We start from the raw sequence: 19,807 nt of genomic DNA on the forward strand, positions 1-19,807 counted from the left end.
GGCATGGCGGAAAAGGGACCCACCCGGCAGCGGCGCGGTCGGCCGCGCCAGGCCGAGGTGGCCCGGCTCGCGGGGGTGTCGCAGACGACGGTGTCGCTGGTGCTCGGCGGCAACAAGCAGGGCATCGCGCTGCACGAGGACACCCGGGCCCGGGTGCTCGCCGCCGCCCGCGACCTCGGTTACGTCCCCGACCCGGCCGCCCGCCGCCTCGCCGCTGCCCGGAACAACCTCCTGGGCGTCTTCAGCTTCACCGCCACCTTCCCGACCGCCGTGGAGCACTCGTACTACCCGATCCTCGTCGGGGTGGAGCAGGAGGCCGCAGCCCAGGGCTACGACCTGGTCCTCTTCACCGGCTCCAGCCCGGGCGGTGCTCAGGCCGGCGACCCCGGCGCGCTGAACCGGGTACGGCTCGCGGACGGCTGCCTCTTCCTCGGCCGCCATGTCCCGGACGACCAGCTGCGCCAGCTCGTCGCGGACGGCTACCCGGCCGTGCACATCGGCCGCCGCGACGAGCTGGAAGGGCTCGCCTGGGTCGGCGCCGACTATGTCGCCGCCAGCGCCGAGGTCGTCCGCCACCTCGCGGGCCTCGGCCACCGGCGCATCGTCCTGGTCCGCGAGGACGACGACGCCCCCGCCTCCACCGACCGCGAGCACGGCTTCCGCACCGCACTCGCCGCGTGCGCCGGCCCGGGCGCCGAGGCCGGCCCCGCGGCCGTCGTACGCACCGCGCACCCCGCGCACGACATCACCCCGGCGTGGGTGCGCGACCGACTGGCCGAGGGCGTCACCGCGTTCGTCGCCGAGGAGACCGACACCGGCGCCGCCTGGCGGGCCCTGCACGAGGCCGTCGCCGCCGCCGGACTCACCGCGCCCGGCGACCTGTCGCTGGCGCTGCTCGGCTCGCCGCCCGCCGACCTGGCCACCGCTCGCCCGCCGACCGGCTTCGACATCCCCCGGGCCGACCTGGGCGCCGCCGCCGTCCGCATGCTGACCGCCCAGCTCTCCGGCCAGGAGCACACCGAACCTCTCGTGGCCTGCGGCTTCCGCGCCGGAAGTACAGCGGGCCCGCCGCCGGGCCGGACCGGCTGAGCCCCACCGGCCCCGCGCCCCACCCCCGTACACCACCGCACGTACAACCCGTACACCCACCGCAAGGAGTCAGCGCCCTATGCCCACCCCCATCGGTACCCCCACCGAGACCGACGTCCTCATCGTGGGCGGCTTCGACGAGTCAATTCATACCTTTTGATCCTAGTATGGGCGAGTTGGTGATCATCGGCTGTGGGAGGTGCGCGCGACGTCCACGCTCGCGGCCTCCTCCTTCTCGCTCGCCCTCTCCTCATCCCCCGATTGGACGGACCGTCCGTGAAAGCGAACCCCTCCCCGCGCAGGGCCCGGGTCCTGGTCCCCGCCGTGGCCGCCGCCCTGCTGGCCGCCACCACGGCGGCCTGCGGCTCCGACACCACGAGCGAGGGCACCTCCCGTTCCGTGCGGACGCTGACGCCGGAGCACTCCGAGCACGCGGAGTCGCCGTCCGCGCCCTCCGAGCCGACGGGGTCGCCGTCCCAGGAGCGGAGCCCGCGCACCCAGCAGAGTTTCGCCGCCTCCGTCTCCGCCGAGACCGAACGCGTCCGGCAGGAGGCCGCCAAGCGGCTCGAAGGCGTCGAGGGCCGGGGCAACGCGGTCGCCGACGTCTCGGTGAGCGGGCTGCCCGTCGCCGCGTCGGAAGAGGTCCGCAGCGCCCGCGTCCGGATCACCAACCCCACGGACGCACCCGCCTTCTACGCGGTGAAGGTGGAGTTCGTGGACGCGCAGGACAAGGTCCTCGACACGGTGGTCGTCGGGGAGGAGGACGCCCCGCCGGGCCGTACGGTCGACGTCCAGGCCAACAGCCGCAAGGCCGCCGGGGTGAAGACCTTCCCGCGGGTCGCCCAGGCCGAGCGCGGCTGAGGGGCGGCGCGGATGAGTGCCGCCGACGCGGTGACCGACTCGCTCAACAGGATGCGCGCCGAATTCGCCGACCTGCCCGGCGGCCGGCCCGCCGACTACATCCCGCAGCTGGGCCTCGCCGACCCGGACGCCTTCGGACTGGCCCTGGTCAGCATGGACGGCCACCGTTACAGCGCGGGCGAGGCCGAGGTCCCCTTCACCCTCCAGTCCGTCTCCAAACCGTTCATCTACGCCCTCGCGCTCTCCGTCCTCGGTCTGGACGAGGTGAGCCGGTGGGTGGGGGCCGAGCCGAGCGGCGACGCGTTCAACGCCATCAGTCTGGAGCCCGGCACCGGCCGGCCCGCCAACGCGATGGTCAACGCCGGGGCCATCGTCACCACCGCCCTGATCCCCGACACCCCCGGCGAACCCGCCTTCGAACGCATCCTGCACTGCCTCGGCCGGTTCGCCGGGCGCGAACTGGACGTGGACGAGGAGGTGTTCACCTCGGAGTCCATGACCGGTGACCGCAACCGGGCGCTGGCGTACCTGATCCGCGCCACCGGCACCATGCCCGTCGACCCGGTCCTCGCGGTGGACCGCTACTTCCGGCAGTGCGCGGTACGTGTCACCGCCCTCGACCTCGCGACGATGGCCGCGACGCTCGCGTACGGCGGGGTCAACCCGGTCACCCGCGACCAGGTCGTCTCCGCGGAGGTCGCCGCCCGGGTGCTCGCCGTCATGGCCACCTGCGGCATGTACGACGGCTCGGGGGAGTGGCTCCTGCGGATCGGGCTGCCCGCCAAGAGCGGGGTCTCCGGCGGCCTCATCGCGGTCGGCCCCGCCCGCTTCGGGCTCGCCACCTACAGCCCGCCGCTGGACACCACCGGCAACTCGGTACGCGGCCAGGCGGCGCTCAGGGCGCTCTCGGAGCGGTACGGGCTCCACCTGATGCTCAACCCCGCGCTGCCCGGCTCCACGGTCAGCCTCGTCACCACCGCGGACGACCTGCCTTCCGCGCCCTCGGCCGAGCACGAGAGGGTCCTGCACGAGAAGGTCGGAGTGGTCGCCGCACAGGGGGCCATCGACTTCACGGCGGCCGAACGCGTGCTGTACGCGCTGGACGAGTCCGGGGTCGACGGGAAGGGTTCGGTCGTGCTGGACCTGCACGACGTGACCGCCGTGGACTCGGTGGCCCTGGGGATGCTGCACATCGGTCTCGGCCGGCTCTCCGCCGACGGCCGGCGCGCGGCGGTCGTCGACCCGCGTGATCTGCTGGGCCCCCCGGACGTCGTCCGGGAGGGCATCGGCCAGGACCTGCCGCGCTATGCGACCCGTGAGGCGGCGGTGGAAGGCAGCGCGAAGGCCCTGGCCGGCGAGGAGTGATCCGGGGCCGGGGCTACCAGATGGCCCCGACCCACTCGGGGTGGTCGATGAACGGGTTCCGGTTGTGCTGGAACTGCTCGAATATGACGTCGTTACGCCGCTTCTCGAAGGCGTCCGGCGGGTCCTCCTGGCTCCACTGCTTCAGCACGGACAGCTTGCCCATCTTCGGGGCGGAGCCGTTGCCGACCTGGTCGTTGGGTTCGAGGTCGGCGAAGGAGTCGTTGCCCTCGTAGCGCACGGCCATGTAGAGGATCATGCGCGCGACGTCGCCCTTGACCGCGTCACGCGGTTCGAACGAGTCGCCGTCGGTGAAGTTGCCGGGGGCCTCTCCCAGTTCGCTGCCGCCGTTGTCGAAGTCCTTGTTGCCCCGGGCGGAGTTGACCGAGACGTCCTCGGGCCGCAGATGGTGGATGTCGGTGCCCGGGCCGGTGGCCGTACCGAAGTCGCCGTGCGACTTGGCCCAGACGTGCTCACGGTTCCACTGGTCGGCGTTGCCGCCGTTGTCGTTCTTGGACTGGGAGCGGCCGGTGTAGAGGAGGATCACGTTGGAGGAGTTGGCGGGGTCCTCGTCGGTGGCCTTGAGCGCGTCCCACACCTGGCTGTAGGAGAGCTTGGTCTGGTCGCTGATGATCGTGTGCAGGGCGGCCTTGAGCTCGGTGCCGGTCTTGCCGAGGGCGTCCTGGTAGTACGTGTCGTCGAGTGCTGCGGCGAGGGTGGCGGGGCGGTCGGGCGGGGTGTCGGCGGCGGGCGCGGCTGCCGCGGTGCCCGCGAGGAGGGCGACGGCGGCCGCGGTGGCCAGCAGTGGACGCGCGTAGAGCGGAGAGCGACGGGACATGTGGGGTGTCCTCTCGGAACGCGGCCACCACGACGCCGGCCCCGGGTCGGGGCGCTCGTCGGGGTGGCCGTGCGATGTCTGGTACGCGGGAGCCTTCCACACGCACCGTGGCCCGCGTGTGAACGCTGTGTACCTATCATGTGCAGGTCAAGATTGGGCCTGGTCGGGCCCCTGGAACGTCCCTGTCCCAGGGGGCCCGGAAGGCCGTTATCCGGCGGAGGCCCAGTCGCGCAGGGCCCGCACCGAGTCGAAGTCGGCGACGTTCTTGTCGAGGGGGTCGTCGGTGTACTGATGGATGCGCCAGGACGCCTCGATGCGCGGCTTGCCGGCGGAGACGTAATCCGCGATCCACAGCCCGTCGCCCGCGTAGTCGCTGGTGTCATGGGTGCGCCAGAAGGCCCGGTTGCAGTACAGGAGGACCCGGTGGCCGGGCCGCTCCCGCTTCACCTCACGGATGAAGCGGTCCTTCTCCGCGCTGCTCGCGCGCGTCCCGCCGCCGGTCTGCTCCCAGTCGACGGCGAGCAGATCGCCCTCCTTCTCCGGGGTCTTGTTCAGGAAGTACGCCACCTGGTCCTTGATCTCCCCCGGCCAGAGGAAGTGGTAGAAGCCGACGACGCACTCGGCGTCCCGGGCCCGCTTCACCTGGGCGTCCAGACGTGGATTGACATAGCTGCGGCCCTCGGTGGACTTGATGAAGACGAAATCGAGGCCCTCCGTGTCGTAGGAGGGCTGATAGGCGCTGACGTCGACGCCGTGGAGCATTGGGCACCGCCTCAAGAGGTGAGAACCGACATTCCGCTTCTGCCCACTCCTCGTGCGGCCCAATGACCGGTTCACTCTCCCGGGTGGCCCACCGGTTTCCGGCCTCCTCGGATGCGCCCCGGCCCGCGTGGCGCGAGAATTGCCGCAAGGACGAGGAGGAGGCGGCATGAGCGAAGACCCCGAATCCGTATCCGCGGCTGTGCCCGAGGCGTCGGGTGTCACCCCCGACCGGCTTCTGCACACGGGTGCGAGCGACACACCGAGCGCGGAGGACGTGGTGCTGGCCTCCGGGCGTGACCTGACCCCGGAGAACCTGGAATGGGCGCGGCGCAAGCTGGCTGACGAGGGGCGCTCCGCCCTCGACCGACAGCTGCCCTGACGGAGCCCCGGCCCGACCGTGGACCGGGCGGGAGCGGTCCGGCGGTGCGGCAGGCAGGGCGATACGACCGAGGGGCCGGGGAGCGTGTGGGGCGCCCCCGGTTCCTCGGTTAGCCTGAGTGACATATGAACCGTTTGACGACCTCACAGGGCACTTTCGAGCTCGCCCGCTTCCCCGAGCACCCCAGCGACCCCTTCCGGGCCTGGGACGCCGCCGACGAATACCTGCTCCGCCAGCTGACGGATCCCGGGACGGGCCCCGTCGACCTCACGGGCACGGTCGCCGTCGTGGGGGACCGGTGGGGTGCCCTGGCCACCGCGCTGGCCGCCCACCGGCCCGTCCAGATCAGCGACTCCTACCTCGCCCGGCGCGCCACCCAGGCCAACCTGGAGCGCAACGGCCTGGACCCGGAGGCCGTGACGCTGCTGTCCTCGCGCGACACCCCGCCGGACCGGATCGACGTACTGCTGGTCCGGGTGCCCAAGTCCCTGGCGTTCCTGGAGGACCAGCTCCAGCGGATCGCCCCCGCGCTCCACGCCGGCACGGTCGTCATCGGCACCGGCATGGTCAAGGAGATCCACACCTCGACCCTCAAGCTCTTCGAGCGGATCGTCGGACCGACCCGCACCTCCCTCGCGGTCCGCAAGGCGCGGCTGATCTTCAGCACCCCGGACCTGGAGCTGCCGCGTACACCGAGCCCCTGGCCGTACCGGTACGAGCTGCCCGGCGACGTGGGACCCGCCTCGGGCCGCACCACCGTCAACCACGCCGGGATCTTCTGCGCCGAGCGCCTGGACGTCGGCACCCGCTTCTTCCTGAAACACCTGCCCACCCGCGGCGGATCCGTCGAGGTCGCGGACCTGGGCTGCGGCAACGGCGTCCTCGGCCTCTCCGCGGCGCTCGCCAACCCCGACGCGCACATCACGTTCGTCGACGAGTCGTACGGGGCCGTCGCCTCCGCCGAAGAGACGTTCCGCCTGGGCGCGCCGGAGGGCGCGAAGGCGGACTTCCTGGTGGGCGACGGACTCTCGGACATCGCCCCGGGCACCATGGACCTGGTGCTGAACAACCCGCCGTTCCACTCCCACATGGCGACGACCGACGCCACCGCCCGCACGATGTTCGTCAGCGCGCGCACCGCGCTGCGGCAGGGCGGCGAACTCTGGGTGGTCGGCAACCGGCACCTCTCGTACCACACCCATCTGCGCCGGATCTTCGGCAACTGCACCACGGTCGCGGGCGACGCGAAGTTCGTGGTCCTGCGCGCGGTGAAGCGCTGACACCGAACGGCGCGTGACGGCCCTTCCAGATTCTTGCAACACGTTCTACTGTGTGCGCCGCCGCACACGGGCGACGCAGCCGCGAGACTCTGGAGGGGCCGTGCACCTCGAATACACACCTGAGCAAGAGCAGTTGCGCACCGAACTGCGTACGTACTTCGCCGGTCTGGTCCCCGACAACGCCTACAGCCGCTACGCGGAACCCGCCGCCCAGAAGCGCTTCTACCGCGAGACGATCCGCCGGCTCGGCACCGACGGCTGGCTGGGTGTGGGCTGGCCCGAGGAGTACGGCGGCCGGGGGCTGACCCCGATGGAACAGTTCATCTTCTTCGACGAGGCGGCCCAGGCGGGCGTACCGCTGCCGCTGATGGCGCTGAACACGGTCGGACCCACGATCATGCAGTTCGGCACCGGCGAGCAGAAGGCGTACTTCCTCCCGAAGATCCTCGCCGGGGAGATCGACTTCGCGATCGGCTACAGCGAACCGGACGCCGGCACCGACCTCGCCGCCCTCAGGACCCGCGCGGTCCGCGAGGGGGACGCGTACATCGTGAACGGCCAGAAGATCTGGACCACCAACGGCGACACCGCCGACTGGGTCTGGCTCGCCGTCCGCACCGACCCCGACGCCCCGCCGCACAAGGGCATCACCATGCTCCTGGTCCCCACCAGCGACCCCGGCTACTCCTGCACCCTGATCAACACGCTCGCCTCGCACGACACGACGGCCAGCTACTACGAGAACGTCACCGTCCCCCTCACCCACCGCGTGGGCGAGGAGAACAAGGGCTGGCGGCTCATCACCAACCAGCTCAACCACGAACGCGTCACCCTCGCCGCCCACGGCACCATGGCGGTCCGCGCCCTGCACGACGTCCAGCGCTGGGCCGCCGAAGCCAAGCTCACCGACGGCCGCCGCGTCATCGACCTCCCCTGGGTCCGCACCCGCCTGGCCCGCACCCACACCCGCCTGGACGCGATGAAACTGCTCAACTGGCAGATGGTCTCCGCCCTCCAGAACGCCACCCTCACCCCCCAGGACGCCTCGGCCGTCAAGGTCTACGGCTCCGAGGCCCGCCGCGACGCCTACGCCTGGCTGATGGAGATCGTCGGCTCGGCGGGTCCCCTGAAGGAGGGCTCGGCCGGCGCGGTACTCCACGGCGAACTGGAACGCGGCTACCGGTCGGCGGTGATCTTCACCTTCGGCGGCGGCAACAACGAGATCCAGCGCGAGATCATCTCCTGGATCGGGCTGGGGATGCCTCGGGTGCGGCGGTGAGGGCCTGCGGCGCGGAGAACCGGCCCGGACGGAGATTTCAAGCCGGGTGACGGTCCGGGCCGGAGATCCGCGATCTGTGACTGGAGCGTTGGCGGCGACAGCTTCCCTCAGCTCGGGCCCGAGAGGCAGCTCAGACAGCGTGACGCGCCCCGGCCCGATCCCGTCACTCCCACGGCTCCCTTCTCCCGCCTCAAGCTCACGGAGCCCGAGGCGCTGTCCGACGTCCTGGAGGGGCGCGTCTGCAATGTCTGCGACGGGGATCCGAACGCTCTGAGGATCGCGGTGCACCGGCTGGACGACAGCACCAGTCGCATCTACCTCAGGGGCGTCAACTGAGGTCCGGTGGCCGGCTCGCGCCCCTCGCGCGACTCGCCCCCGTGGGACGATGGCCGGGTGACGCTGGAGGACCTCGTCCGGCTGCGCCGGGCCCGTGACCGGATGGACCGTGAGTACGCGGAGCCGCTGGACGTACCGGCGCTGGCGCGGGGTGCGCTCATGTCGCCGGGGCATTTCTCCCGCAGTTTCCGGGCCGCGTACGGCGAGAGCCCGTACAGCTATCTCATGACCCGGCGGATCGAACGGGCCAAGGCGCTGCTGCGCCGCGGGGACCTGTCGGTGACCGAGGTCTGCTTCGCGGTCGGATGTACGTCGCTGGGGTCCTTCAGCTCCCGCTTCACCGAGCTGGTCGGCGTGAGCCCCAGTGCCTACCGGGCGCGGTCGCACGAGGACGGTGCCGCCATCCCGGCCTGCGTCGCCAAGATCCACACGCGACCGGTCAGGAATGGAGAAGCGAAACCCCCGCCCCGTCCGTAGCGTGAAGCACATGGAAATCAAGCTCGCACAGACCTTCATCGCCGTCGACGACCACGACAAGGCGCTCACCTTCTACCGGGACGTTCTCGGCCTGGAGGTACGCAACGACGTCGGGTTCGAGGGGATGCGCTGGGTGACGGTCGGCTCCCCGGCGCAGCCGGACGTGGAGATCGTCCTCGAACCGCCGCTCGCCGACCCCAACGCCCCGGCCGCCGACCGGCAGGCCATGGCCGAGCTGCTGGCCAAGGGCCTGCTGCGCGGCGTCATCTTCTCCACCGACGACGTCGACGCCACCTTCGAACGCATCCGTGCCGCGGGCGGTGAGGTGCTCCAGGAGCCGATCGACCAGCCGTACGGGGTCCGCGACTGCGCCTTCCGCGACCCGGCCGGCAACATGCTGCGCTTCAACCAGCCGCGCAGGAGCTGAAGCCCGTCGGTGGGCCGGTTCCGCTGCCGGACGGGACCGGGTCGGCGAGAATAGAACGCGCTGTTCGAAAGTGAGCGAGAGCAAGCCGGGGCCGCCGTGGGCGGCGGCCCCGCGCTACAGATGGAGAGACGATGAGCAAGGCCGAGAGAACCGGATCGCGGTCGTCCGCGCAGCCGGTCGCCGACAGCCATGAAGTGATCCGCGTGCACGGGGCGCGCGAGAACAACCTCAGGGATGTCGACATCGAGATCCCGAAGCGCCGGCTGACGGTGTTCACCGGGGTCTCCGGCTCCGGCAAGAGTTCCCTGGTGTTCAACACGATCGCCGCGGAGTCGCAGCGGCTGATCAACGAGACCTACAGCGCCTTCGTCCAGGGCTTCATGCCGACGCAGGCCCGCCCCGAGGTCGACGTACTCGAAGGTCTGACGACGGCGATCATCGTCGACCAGCAGCGGCTGGGCGCAGACCCCCGCTCCACCGTCGGCACGGCCACCGACGCCAACGCGATGCTCCGCATCCTCTTCAGCCGGCTCGGCAAGCCCCACATCGGCTCGCCCAACGCGTTCTCCTTCAACGTTGCCTCGGTGAAGGCGAGCGGTGCGATCACGGTCCAGCGCGGTGCCGGGACGAGGACGGAGAAGCAGACCTTCACCCGTACCGGCGGCATGTGCGTCCGCTGCGAGGGCCGCGGCACGGTCTCCGACATCGACCTCACCCAGCTGTACGACGACACGAAGTCGATCGCCGAGGGCGCGTTCACCATCCCGGGCTGGAAGTCGGACAGCTGGTGGACCGTGCGGACCTACGCCGAGTCGGGGTTCCTCGACCCGGACAAGCCGATCCGCGAGTACACCAAGAAGGAGATGCGGGACTTCCTCCACCGGGAGCCCACCAAGGTGAAGGTCGAGGGCGTCAACCTCACCTTCGAGGGACTCATCCCCAAGATCCAGAAGTCGTTCCTCTCCAAGGACAAGGAGGCGATGCAGCCGCACATCCGCGCCTTCGTGGAGCGCGCCGTCACCTTCACCACCTGTCCCGAGTGCGAGGGCACCCGGCTCAGCGAGGGTGCCCGGTCCTCGAAGATCGGGAAGATCAACATCGCCGACGCCTGCGCGATGCAGATCAGCGATCTGGCCGACTGGGTGCGTGAGCTGGACGAGCCCTCGGTGGCACCGCTGCTCGCCGCGCTGCTCGGGACCCTCGAATCGTTCGTGGAGATCGGCCTCGGCTACCTCTCCCTCGACCGGCCCTCGGGCACGCTGTCGGGCGGCGAGGCACAGCGCGTCAAGATGATCCGCCACCTCGGCTCCTCGCTCACCGATGTCACGTACGTCTTCGACGAGCCCACCATCGGTCTGCACCCGCACGACATCCAGCGGATGAACGACCTGCTGCTGCGGCTGCGCGACAAGGGCAACACCGTACTCGTCGTGGAGCACAAGCCGGAGGCCATCGCCATCGCCGACCATGTCGTCGACCTCGGCCCCGGCGCCGGGAGCGCGGGCGGCACCGTCTGCTTCGAGGGCACGGTGGAGGGGCTGCGGGCCGGCGGCACCCTCACCGGCCGCCACCTCGACGACCGGGCCGTCCTCAAGGAGAAGGTCCGCACGCCCTCCGGCACCCTGGAGATCCGCGGCGCCTGCGCACACAACCTGCGGGATGTCGACGTCGACATCCCGCTCGGGGTGCTCTGCGTGGTCACCGGGGTCGCGGGCTCCGGCAAGAGCTCGCTCATCCACGGGTCGATCCCGGCGGGCGAGGACGTCGTCTCCGTCGACCAGACCGCGATCCGCGGCTCCCGGCGCAGCAACCCGGCCACGTACACCGGGCTCCTCGAACCCATCCGCAAGGCGTTCGCCAAGGCCAACGGCGTGAAGCCCGCCCTGTTCAGCGCCAACTCCGAAGGTGCCTGCCCCACCTGCAAGGGCGCCGGCGTCATCTACACCGACCTGGCGATGATGGCGGGCATCGCCACGGTCTGCGAGGAGTGCGAGGGCAAGCGGTTCGAGGCCTCGGTGCTCGACCACCACCTCGGCGGCCGCGACATCAGCGAGGTGCTCGCGATGTCGGTGGACGAGGCCGAGACGTTCTTCGCCGAGGGGGAGGCCCGCACCCCCGCCGCGCACAAGATCCTGACCCGCCTCTCCGACGTCGGCCTCGGCTACCTCCGCCTCGGCCAGCCGCTCACCACGCTCTCCGGCGGCGAGCGCCAGCGGCTGAAGCTGGCCACCCACATGGGCGAGAAGGGCGGTGTGTACGTCCTCGACGAGCCGACCACCGGTCTGCATCTGGCCGACGTGGAGCAGCTGCTCGGGCTGCTGGACCGCCTGGTGGAGTCCGGGAAGTCGGTGATCGTCATCGAGCACCACCAGGCGGTCATGGCGCATGCCGACTGGATCATCGACCTCGGCCCCGGCGCGGGTCATGAGGGCGGCCGGATCGTCTTCGAGGGCACCCCGGCCGACCTGGTCGCCGACCGCTCCACCCTCACGGGCGAGCACCTCGCGGCGTACGTGGGGCGCTGACGGGCGCTCATGGGGGCACCTCGCGGCGTGCGTGAGGGCTGATGGGGGAGCGTCGTACGCCCTGCCTGCCGTGCGTCGTACCTGATGCGTCGTACGGGGCTGGGGGAGCGGTTGTTCCCCAGCCCCGTGGGCCGTGCCCGGGCGAGGTTCTCCCCGGCCCCGTGCCCCCCGCTCACCCCCGCGCCAGCAGCACCTGCACCATCTCGCGCGGCGCGGCCGTGAAGTCCAGCCGTAGTGCCGCCAGTTGCGGGTCGGCCTCATAGGCGGCCGACACCGCCGCCGACGGCTGGTCATGGGTCCAGATCGCCCCGCCACCAGCAGCGTTCCGGCCGCCACACGGCCCGCACGGTGGTCGTCCAGCTCGGGTACGTACTCCCCGATGAGGCGCCCCGGCTCCGTCGCGTGCGCGAGGGCCGCGCGCTCGTCCTGGGCCGCCTCCTCCGCCGACACGTTCCGCTCCAGCTCCGCCGCCTGGGCGCTGATCAGGTCGCAGAGCACCGGCCGGGCGGCGAGCGAGTCCGCCAGGACGGCGGCCACCCGGCCGGCTGCCGGCGCCCACCCCGGCCACACCCGCACCAGCCTCCAGACGGCGGGCGCGAGCCTGGGGCGCGACAAGCCCAAGCGCTCTCCGCTCAACTCCTTCACCGTGCTGCCCTCCCAACTCCCCGAGCAGGGCGCGGAAGCGCTGCTGTACGCGGCGGCCGACCCCGGGTCCGTCCCCGGCGGCTACCACGGACCGGGCGGCCGCCTCGGACTCGTCGGCCCGACCGCCCCGGCCCGCATCACCCGCCGGGCCCCGTCCAGGACCAGCACGAACCCGTCGCGCTCCCGGTAGAGCCGCCGCCGCTTCGGACCGGCCGGATGCACCGGCTCGTACCCCTCGGCCCGCTGCCGCAGCGCTTCCAGCGTCTCCTCGCGCGTGCCGTCCACATGGTCCATGACGCCGGCCGACCAGACCCGGCGCCGGCCGCCGAGCCCCAGGTTCCGCTCCACCAGCAGCCCCCATCCGGGCATGATCTCCCCGCTCTCCGTTCGCTCCACCGTGCCGCGACGGCCCTTTGCCACGGAAGGGCGGAGCGTCGCACCATTGTTTCCGATCTTGTTACGCGCCCCGGCGCCGCCCGGGTACCCGGCCCAGCCGCGTACCGCCTCCGCCAGGAGGCCGCCATACTGGACGGGCCGGGGAGGGCGCAGCGGTGGTGGCGGGGAACGACGGGGGCGGGAAACGGCAGATGGCGGACACCAGGCTGATCCAGAGCCGGTACCGGCTGCTCGAGCTGATCGGGCGCGGTGGCATGGGCGAGGTGTGGCGGGCCCGCGACGAGTCGCTGGGCCGCCTGGTCGCCGTCAAATGCCTCAAGCCCATGGGCCCCCAGCACGACCAGGCGTTCACCCGCGTCCTGCGCGAACGGTTCCGCCGCGAGGCCCGGGTCGCCGCCTCCCTCCAGCACCGGGGCGTCACCGTCGTCCACGACTTCGGCGAACACGAAGGCGTCCTCTACCTCGTCATGGAGCTGCTGGACGGGCACAACCTGAGCCAGCTGCTGGAGGGGAACCAGCAGCGTCCGCTCCCCGTCGACCACGTCGTCGACATCGCCGAACAGGTCGCCGACGCGCTCGGCTACACCCACCGGCAGGGCATCGTCCACCGCGATCTGAAGCCCGCCAACATCATGCGGCTGAGCGACGGCACGGTGAAGATCTGTGACTTCGGCATAGCGCGCCTCGGCCGCGACATCGGCGTCACCTCCCGGCTCACCACCACCGGCATCGCCATGGGCACCCCGCACTACATGTCGCCCGAGCAGATCGGCGGGAAGGAGGTCGACCACCGCAGCGACCTCTACTCGCTGGGCTGTGTGCTGTACGAGATCGCCACCGGCGTACCGCCGTTCGACCTGGAGGACCCCTGGTCCATCCTCGTCGGACACCGCGACACCCAGCCCGAGCCGCCGCGCACCCACCGTGCCGAACTCCCCGGCTTCTTCGACCGCGTCGTCCTGGACCTGCTGGCCAAGGCCCCCGACGAGCGGCCCGCCGACGCGAGCGACCTCCGCCGCCGCATCCTGCTCGGCCGCACCGGCGGACAGACCGGACCCGGGGCCGTCCACCCGCCGACCGCCCCGTACCAGGCCGCGCCCACCACCGCCCCGCACCAGGACCCCCACCGCGCGGAACCCGAACTGCCCCCCTGGGCCCGGGACATGACCCCCGGACACAAGGCGACCGGTTCCCTGAGCCGGGAGGCCGGCCCACCCGGTCCCGCCGCCGGACTGACCAGCCGGTGGACCACCGCGACGAGCACCGCCGCCACCCCGCCGCCCGGCACCGACGGCTCCACCCGCGTCCCGCCCGCCCCCGCCCCCGAACTGCTCGCCGCGCTCGCCGGCCGCCACAGCTCGGGCATCGACCTGGGGCGGCTGGGCCGCTGGGAGGAGGCGGGCGAGGTGCACCGCGCGGTCGCCGCACAGCGCGAGAGCGTCCTCGGGCCCGACCACCCGGACACCCTCGCCAGCCGGTACGAGATCGGCTTCACCCTCAGCCGCACCGGCCGGGCCGCCGACGCGCTGCGCGAGTTCGGCCAGGTCGCCGCCGCCCGGGAACGCACCCTGGGCCCCGACGACCCGCAGACTCTCGCCGCCCGGCAGGAGACCGCGTACGTCCTCGGACAGCTCGGCCGCTACTTCGAAGCACACCAGGTGTACGCCGCGGTCCTCGCCGGCCGCGAACGTTCCATGGGCCCCGACCACCCCGACACCCTGCACTGCCGCCACAACCTGGCGTTCAACCTCAGCCGTCTCGGACGCCCCGAGGAGTCGTGGCAGCTGGCCCGCCAGGTGGCCGAGGACCGGGCCCGGCTGCTCGGCGCGACCCACCCCGACACCCTCGCCACCCGGTACGAGGTCGCCTACACCCTGGGCCGGCTGGGCCGCTGGGCGGAAGCGCTGGAGACCTACCAGGACGTGGCCCGCGCCCGTGCCGCCACCCTCGGCCCCGACCACCCCGACACCCTCGCCGCCCGCTACGAGGCGGGCATCGGCCTCGGCCGGCTCGGCCGCAGCGCGGAGGCCCTGGAGCTCTACCGGGCGCTGGTCGCCGACCGTACGCGGGTGGGCGGCCCCTCCGACGCCGAGACGCTCCGCGCCCGCCACGGCCTGGGCGTCAACCTGGGCCGGATGGGCCGCTGGGAGGAGGCGCTCGCCGAGGCGCGCGAGGTGTGCGCGCTGCGGGGAAGCACGCTCGGCCCGGACCACCCGGACACCGTGATCAGCTGCCGCGAGGTCGCGGTGGCCCTCGGCTGGCTCGGCCGGTGGTCCGACGCCCTCACCGCCTACCGCCAGGTCACCGAGGCACGGGGCCGGGCACTGGGCCCCGACCACCCGGAGACCCTGGCCGCCCGCAGCGACGAGGCACACTGCCTGGACCGGCTCGGGCGCAAGGACGAGGCCGCCGAGCTGTACCGCACCCTCGCCGCGCACCGGGCCCAGAACGCGCTGCCGCCGCACTGAGCGGGGACCGTCCGGCGGGTCGGCCCGAACCCGCGGCGGAAGGACGCGCCCGGCCGGCGGGAACGGTCCCGAGCTTCCCGGCGGAAGCGCACCGGACCTGCTGCAACGACCCCGAGCCCCCTGGCCGGGACGCCGCCCCGCATGTTACGAAGGTGCATGCCCGCACCCGAGCCGTCCGCATCCCCGACGCCTACCCGCCGGCCCGGCGCGCCCTCCCGGGACCGCTACGACGCCGTGATCGTGGGCGGCGGCCACAACGGTCTGGTCGCCGCCGCCTATCTCGCCCGCGCCGGACAGTCCGTCCTCGTCCTGGAACGCCTGGACACCACCGGGGGAGCGGCCGTCTCCACCCGCCCCTTCGCCGGGGTCGACGCCCGCCTCTCGCGCTACTCCTACCTGGTCTCGCTGCTGCCGCAGAAGATCGTCCGCGACCTCGGCCTCGACTTCGCCGTACGCAAGCGGACCGTGTCCTCGTACACCCCCGCGCTGCGCGACGGACGCCCCACCGGGCTCCTCGTCGGCGGCGACCGTACGCGGGAGTCGTTCGCCGCGCTGACCGGGGGCGAGCGGGAGTACGAGGCGTGGCAGCGCTTCTACGCGATGACGCGGCGCGTCGCCGAACGGGTCTTCCCGACCCTCACCGAACCGCTGCCCGCCCGCGACGCGCTGAGGGCCCGTATCGACGACACCGAAGCCTGGCGAACCCTGTTCGAGGAGCCCATCGGGGTGGCCGTCGAACGCAACTTCACCGACGACCTGGTACGCGGCGTGGTCCTGACCGACGCCCTGATCGGCACCTTCGCCGACGCCCACGACGCCTCACTGCTCCAGAACCGGTGCTTCCTCTACCACGTGATCGGCGGCGGAACCGGTGACTGGGACGTCCCCGTCGGCGGTATGGGAGCCCTGACCGACGCCCTTGCCCGTGCCGCCCGTACGGCGGGCGCCGAGATCCGCGTACGGCACGAGGCGACCCGGATCGAGACCGACGGCACACACGCCGAGGTCACCGTCCGCACACCGGACGGCGAACACGTCGTCGCCGCCCGCCGGGTGCTCGTCAACGCCTCACCGCAGGCCCTCGCCGCCCTCCTCGGGGAGACCCCGCCACCGCCCTCCGAGGGCGCCCAGCTCAAGGTGAACATGCTGCTCACCCGGCTGCCAAGACTCCGTGACCGGACCGTCGACCCCCGCCAGGCCTTCGCCGGAACGTTCCACATCGCCGAGGGATACGGGCAGCTGGCCGACGCCTACCGGGACGCTGCCGCCGGACGGCTGCCCGCCGCACCGCCGTCCGAGATCTACTGCCACTCGCTGACCGACCCCTCGATCCTCGGCCCCGGCCTAGCCGCGCGCGGCTACCAGACCCTCACCCTCTTCGGCCTCCACACCCCGGCCCGGCTCTTCGCCGCCGACAACGACGCCGCCCGGACCGCCCTGCTGAAGGCGACCCTCGCCGAACTGGACGCCCACCTGGAGGAGCCGATCAACGACTGCCTGGCCCTCGATGAGAACGGCGAACCCTGCATCGAGGCCAGGACCCCCTCGACCTCGAACGCGATCTGCGCCTGCCCGGCGGCCACATCTTCCACCGCGACCTCTCCTTCCCGTACGAGAGCGGGACCACCGGTCCGTGGGGCGTGGAGACCGCTCACGCCAACGTCCTGCTCTGCGGAGCGGGCGCGGTGCGCGGCGGCGGGGTCAGCGGGGTACCCGGCCACAACGCGGCGATGGCCGCCCTGGGCTAGCCCCTACCGCAGGTCCCGGCGTTCCACGGCGGCGGCGATCGCCGTGTGGCCCGCGGGCCCCGGGTGCAGGCCGTCGCCGCTGTCGTACGCCGGCAGCAGTCGCGAAGGCCGGTCCGGATCGCGGAGCGCGGCGTCGAAGTCGGCGACGGCGTCGAAGATCCGTCCGGTGCGCACGGCCTCGTTGACCTGCCGGCGCACCGCGTCCTGCTCAGGCGTCCAGCGCGTCCACCCCTCGAACGGCGTGATGGTGGCGCCCACCACCCGCAGTCCGGCGGAGCGGGCGCGCAGGGCCAGTTGGCGGTAGCCGGCCACCATCCGCGACGGGTCGCGCTCGTTGGGCTCATGGTGGAGGTCGTTGACGCCCAGGTGGACCAGGACCGTCCGCAGCCCCGGCAGCGACAGCACGTCCCGGTCGAAGCGGGCCTGACCGCCCGGCCCGAAGCGGTCGCTGTCCAGGAGCAGACGGTTGCCGCTGATGCCGAGGTTGGCGACGGCGGATCCGGGCAGCCTGCGGGCCAGCTGGTCGGGCCAGCGGAGGTCCGCGTCGTCGGGGTGCCGGAGCCCTCGGCGATGGAGTCGCCCAGCACGGCGAGGACCGGGCCGCGCGCCCGGTCGTCCCGACCCCGGTCAGGAGGAGGACGGACCGGGTCCGGACCCCGTCGACGGTGTGCCAGGCGTGCGTGTTGCGGTGGAAGGAGAGCGGACCGGTGGGGCCCGGGAGCCGTGTCTCGACGGTCAGCAGGGAACCGTCCTCCACCTGGAGCCCTTCCACCGGGTCGCTGGTGAGTGAGGAACCCGCCGCCAGCCACCCCTGCCGCTGACCGGTGAAGGTGACCGGGTGGCCGTCGGCGGTCACCGGGCCCACCAGCACCGGCGCGGTCCCGAAGGCGTTGGCGTAACGGAGTCTGACCTGCCCGCCCGCCGAGAGCCGCAGCCGCGCGGTGCAGAGCCCGTCGGTGAGACCGGCGAACGCGAGCGGTCGTCCGGGGTGGGCGCGGTCTGCGCGGTCGCCAGGAAGCGGTCCAGGTGGTGGCCGAGGGAGGCGGCGGGCGTGGCCGCTTGGGCGTCCGGGGCGGTGAGGGCCGCCGTGATCCCGGCCGCCGCCGCGTACAGCAGACCCCGCCGCGCGGGCAGGTGGAGCCGGCCGCCGGTCACCGGAGAGCGCCGGGCAGGACGGGGTGGTGCGCCGGACACTGCTCATGGGGGTGCCTCCTGGAGTCGCCCGAGGGGAGTGGTCTGTGCGCGGCCCGTGTCAGCCAACAGCCCCCAATGAACGGGTGGTGACATCGTCACGCTCCGGGCGCGACGCCATTATGACGGCCGCGCCCGGAGCGTGGGGGCTCACCACGCGCCCCGCCGCTCAGTCGGCCGACAGCACCCAGCCCACCGCCCCGATCCGCCCCGCGTCCCGGGGCCGGCCGGAGTCGAAGACCGTGGCGGCGCCGTCCCGTACCCGCAGGGAGTCCACGTACGCGCCTCGCCCCACGTACAGCTGGTCCGTGGTGTAGCGCCACCGCAGCTGGACGCCCTTGCCGCGCCAGGCCGACAGGTCCGCCTCCAGCCGGTGCCACACCCGCCCCGACCAGCCGGAGACCCACCCCTCCGGGTGCCGTCGCGGGCCCGGGCCCGGGCGGGGGTGGCCGGGGCCCTGGCCACGGTGGTGAACGGCACCGGCTGCCACTCCCCGCCCACCGACGCCTCCAGTGCCAGCCGGTCGGCGCCGGGTTCGGTGTCCCACCACAGGGCGCACTCCAGCCGGGAGCGTGCGGAGGCCAGGCGCAGTACGGCAGGGTGAGCGTGGCCGTCGACGCGCTCGCCATCCCGGAGAACCAGGCCGTACGTCCCCGCTCCGGCCGGACCGGCACCGCCCGGGCCAGCTGGTTGGCCGTCGCCACCCGGGGCGCGCTGCCCGAGCGCCAGCTCCGTACGGGATGGACCGAGTTCCCCAGCACGATCAGGAACGTGTCGGTCGACGGGTCGAGTACCAGGCTGGTCCCGGTGAACCCGGTGTGGCCCGCCGTACGCGGGGTGGCCATCGCGCCCATGTACCAGTGCTGGTAGAGCTCGAAGCCGAGGCCGTGTTCATCGCCCGGGAACGCGGTGTTGAAGTCGGTGAAGAGGAGGTCGACGGAGTCCTCGGAGAGGATGCGGGAGTGGCCGTAGACGCCGCCGTTGAGGAGGGCGCGGGCCAGGACCGCCAGGTCCCAGGCGCAGGAGAACACCCGGCGTGGCCGGCCACCCCGTCGAAGCTGTAGGCGTTCTCGTCGTGCACCTCGCCCCAGACCAGGCCGCGGTCCAGACCGGACCACGGCGGCCGGGCGTCCTCGGTGGCCGCGATTTTCGGCTTCCAGGAGGCGGGCGGGTTGTAGCGCGTGCGGTGCATCCCGAGCGGAGCGGTGATCTCGTCGTGGACAGGACATCCAGCGTGCGGCCGGTGATCCGCTCCAGGATCAGTTGCAGCGAGATCAGGTTGAGGTCGGAGTAGAGGTAGGCGCTGCCGGGGGCGCTCGCCGGGACCTCGTCCCAGAGCATCCGGAGCTTCCCCTCCCGGGTCGGCTCCTGGTGGAGCGGGATCCAGGCCCGGAAGCCGGAGGTGTGCGTGAGCAGCTGACGGACGGTGATGTCCTGCTTGCCGCCGCCCGCGAACTCCGGGAGGTACGAGGCCACGGTGGCCTCCAGCTCCAGCGCGCCGCGCTCGATCCGCTGCACGGCCAGGATCGAGGTGAACAGCTTGGAGATCGAGGCAGGTCGAAGACGGTGTCCTCGCCATCGCGATCTGCTGCTCCGCCGGGAACTCCACCCCGGTGTCCGTCGCCTCGTCGTACGCCGCGTACCGCACCGCCTTGCCGATCGGCCGGTGCAGCGCCACCGTGCCGCCCCGCCCGGCCAGCAGCACCGCCCCCGCGTACCAGGGGTGGTTGGGGAGTCGGCGAGG

The 19,807-nt window shown here is 72.5% G+C and carries 16 protein-coding genes and 2 pseudogenes; 12 read left to right on the forward strand and 6 right to left on the reverse strand.

Features of this window, described 5'->3' with window-relative positions:
- Nucleotides 1–3: 3 nt before the first annotated feature.
- The 3 genes from D6270_RS32310 (at nucleotide 4) to glsA (ending at nucleotide 3,315) form a co-directional block, all read left to right on the forward strand.
- Entirely contained in the window at nucleotides 4–1,089 is a 1,086-nt protein-coding gene (locus D6270_RS32310; protein ID WP_225977014.1) for a LacI family DNA-binding transcriptional regulator, read from the forward strand.
- Between the two features lie 276 nt (nucleotides 1,090–1,365).
- Nucleotides 1,366–1,950, forward strand: a complete 585-nt coding sequence (locus D6270_RS32315) for a hypothetical protein (protein WP_109167671.1) — start codon at nucleotides 1,366–1,368, stop codon at nucleotides 1,948–1,950.
- Nucleotides 1,951–1,962: 12 nt separating this feature from the next.
- Entirely contained in the window at nucleotides 1,963–3,315 is a 1,353-nt protein-coding gene (glsA, locus tag D6270_RS32320) for a glutaminase A (RefSeq protein ID WP_109167672.1), read from the forward strand.
- Nucleotides 3,316–3,328: 13 nt separating this feature from the next.
- On the opposite strand, the gene D6270_RS32325 is transcribed toward glsA, so the two are convergent.
- Together D6270_RS32325 and D6270_RS32330 are read right to left on the reverse strand one after the other, a co-directional pair.
- Entirely contained in the window at nucleotides 3,329–4,150 is an 822-nt protein-coding gene (locus D6270_RS32325; RefSeq protein WP_109167673.1) for an endonuclease I family protein, read from the reverse strand.
- A 207-nt stretch (nucleotides 4,151–4,357) separates the two neighbouring features.
- Nucleotides 4,358–4,912 carry a GH25 family lysozyme gene (locus D6270_RS32330; RefSeq protein WP_109167674.1) on the reverse strand — a complete coding sequence of 185 codons (555 nt, stop codon included), beginning with the start codon at nucleotides 4,910–4,912 and terminating at the stop codon, nucleotides 4,358–4,360.
- A 166-nt stretch (nucleotides 4,913–5,078) separates the two neighbouring features.
- Here D6270_RS32330 and D6270_RS32335 point away from each other — a divergent pair, with 166 nt between their 5' ends.
- The 6 genes from D6270_RS32335 to D6270_RS32360 all read left to right on the forward strand — a co-directional run bounded on the left by D6270_RS32335 (nucleotide 5,079) and on the right by D6270_RS32360 (nucleotide 11,615).
- On the forward strand, nucleotides 5,079–5,291 hold the full coding sequence (locus tag D6270_RS32335) for a hypothetical protein (protein ID WP_109167675.1): 213 nt from the start codon (nucleotides 5,079–5,081) through the stop codon (nucleotides 5,289–5,291).
- Nucleotides 5,292–5,416: 125 nt separating this feature from the next.
- Nucleotides 5,417–6,571, forward strand: a complete 1,155-nt coding sequence (locus tag D6270_RS32340) for a methyltransferase (protein WP_109167676.1) — start codon at nucleotides 5,417–5,419, stop codon at nucleotides 6,569–6,571.
- A 100-nt stretch (nucleotides 6,572–6,671) separates the two neighbouring features.
- Nucleotides 6,672–7,850, forward strand: coding sequence for an acyl-CoA dehydrogenase family protein (locus D6270_RS32345; RefSeq protein WP_109167677.1), 1,179 nt, complete (start codon nucleotides 6,672–6,674; stop codon nucleotides 7,848–7,850).
- A 393-nt stretch (nucleotides 7,851–8,243) separates the two neighbouring features.
- A complete protein-coding gene (locus tag D6270_RS32350; RefSeq protein WP_109167678.1) occupies nucleotides 8,244–8,663 on the forward strand; it encodes a helix-turn-helix transcriptional regulator in 420 nt (139 codons plus the stop codon).
- A gap of 10 nt (nucleotides 8,664–8,673) precedes the next feature.
- Entirely contained in the window at nucleotides 8,674–9,090 is a 417-nt protein-coding gene (locus D6270_RS32355; RefSeq protein ID WP_109167832.1) for a VOC family protein, read from the forward strand.
- 131 nt (nucleotides 9,091–9,221) lie between these two features.
- Nucleotides 9,222–11,615 (forward strand): ATP-binding cassette domain-containing protein, encoded by a 2,394-nt coding sequence (locus D6270_RS32360; protein ID WP_109167679.1) that lies wholly within the window; start codon nucleotides 9,222–9,224, stop codon nucleotides 11,613–11,615.
- A 348-nt stretch (nucleotides 11,616–11,963) separates the two neighbouring features.
- Here D6270_RS32360 and D6270_RS33880 read toward each other — a convergent pair.
- A pseudogene (locus D6270_RS33880) lies at nucleotides 11,964–12,260 on the reverse strand (hypothetical protein); the annotation flags it as partial.
- A gap of 587 nt (nucleotides 12,261–12,847) precedes the next feature.
- Here D6270_RS33880 and D6270_RS32380 point away from each other — a divergent pair.
- A complete protein-coding gene (locus D6270_RS32380) occupies nucleotides 12,848–15,124 on the forward strand; it encodes a serine/threonine-protein kinase (protein WP_109167833.1) in 2,277 nt (758 codons plus the stop codon).
- A gap of 156 nt (nucleotides 15,125–15,280) precedes the next feature.
- Nucleotides 15,281–16,872, forward strand: a pseudogene (locus tag D6270_RS32385) (phytoene desaturase family protein).
- A gap of 3 nt (nucleotides 16,873–16,875) precedes the next feature.
- On the opposite strand, the gene D6270_RS33565 reads toward D6270_RS32385, so the two are convergent.
- Both D6270_RS33565 and D6270_RS34110 read right to left on the reverse strand, forming a co-directional pair.
- Complete coding sequence (locus tag D6270_RS33565) at nucleotides 16,876–17,391, reverse strand: GDSL-type esterase/lipase family protein (RefSeq protein WP_225977098.1); 516 nt, start codon at nucleotides 17,389–17,391, stop codon at nucleotides 16,876–16,878.
- Nucleotides 17,392–18,232: 841 nt separating this feature from the next.
- Nucleotides 18,233–18,553, reverse strand: coding sequence for an immune inhibitor A (locus tag D6270_RS34110; protein ID WP_225977103.1), 321 nt, complete (start codon nucleotides 18,551–18,553; stop codon nucleotides 18,233–18,235).
- Nucleotides 18,554–18,663: 110 nt separating this feature from the next.
- On the opposite strand from D6270_RS34110, the gene D6270_RS34115 reads away from it, so the two are divergent.
- Complete coding sequence (locus D6270_RS34115) at nucleotides 18,664–18,933, forward strand: hypothetical protein (protein ID WP_413251960.1); 270 nt, start codon at nucleotides 18,664–18,666, stop codon at nucleotides 18,931–18,933.
- A 21-nt stretch (nucleotides 18,934–18,954) separates the two neighbouring features.
- Here the strand turns inward: D6270_RS34115 and D6270_RS34120 are convergent.
- The coding region (locus tag D6270_RS34120) for a serine hydrolase domain-containing protein (RefSeq protein ID WP_225977015.1) at nucleotides 18,955–19,807 on the reverse strand (853 nt) is incomplete at its 5' end.

Origin of the sequence: Streptomyces griseus subsp. griseus (assembly GCF_003610995.1) — a bacterium.
In the GTDB taxonomy this organism is placed as follows: domain Bacteria; phylum Actinomycetota; class Actinomycetes; order Streptomycetales; family Streptomycetaceae; genus Streptomyces.

Coding starts and splice junctions, on each gene's coding strand:
- D6270_RS32380 (WP_109167833.1), top strand. CDS start 12,848: ATGGCGGACACCAGGCTGATCCAGAGCCGGTACCGGCTGCTCGAGCTG.
- D6270_RS32360 (WP_109167679.1), top strand. CDS start 9,222: ATGAGCAAGGCCGAGAGAACCGGATCGCGGTCGTCCGCGCAGCCGGTC.
- D6270_RS32325 (WP_109167673.1), bottom strand. CDS start 4,150: ATGTCCCGTCGCTCTCCGCTCTACGCGCGTCCACTGCTGGCCACCGCG.
- D6270_RS32310 (WP_225977014.1), top strand. CDS start 4: ATGGCGGAAAAGGGACCCACCCGGCAGCGGCGCGGTCGGCCGCGCCAG.
- D6270_RS32340 (WP_109167676.1), top strand. CDS start 5,417: ATGAACCGTTTGACGACCTCACAGGGCACTTTCGAGCTCGCCCGCTTC.
- glsA (WP_109167672.1), top strand. CDS start 1,963: ATGAGTGCCGCCGACGCGGTGACCGACTCGCTCAACAGGATGCGCGCC.
- D6270_RS32355 (WP_109167832.1), top strand. CDS start 8,674: ATGGAAATCAAGCTCGCACAGACCTTCATCGCCGTCGACGACCACGAC.
- D6270_RS32335 (WP_109167675.1), top strand. CDS start 5,079: ATGAGCGAAGACCCCGAATCCGTATCCGCGGCTGTGCCCGAGGCGTCG.
- D6270_RS32330 (WP_109167674.1), bottom strand. CDS start 4,912: ATGCTCCACGGCGTCGACGTCAGCGCCTATCAGCCCTCCTACGACACG.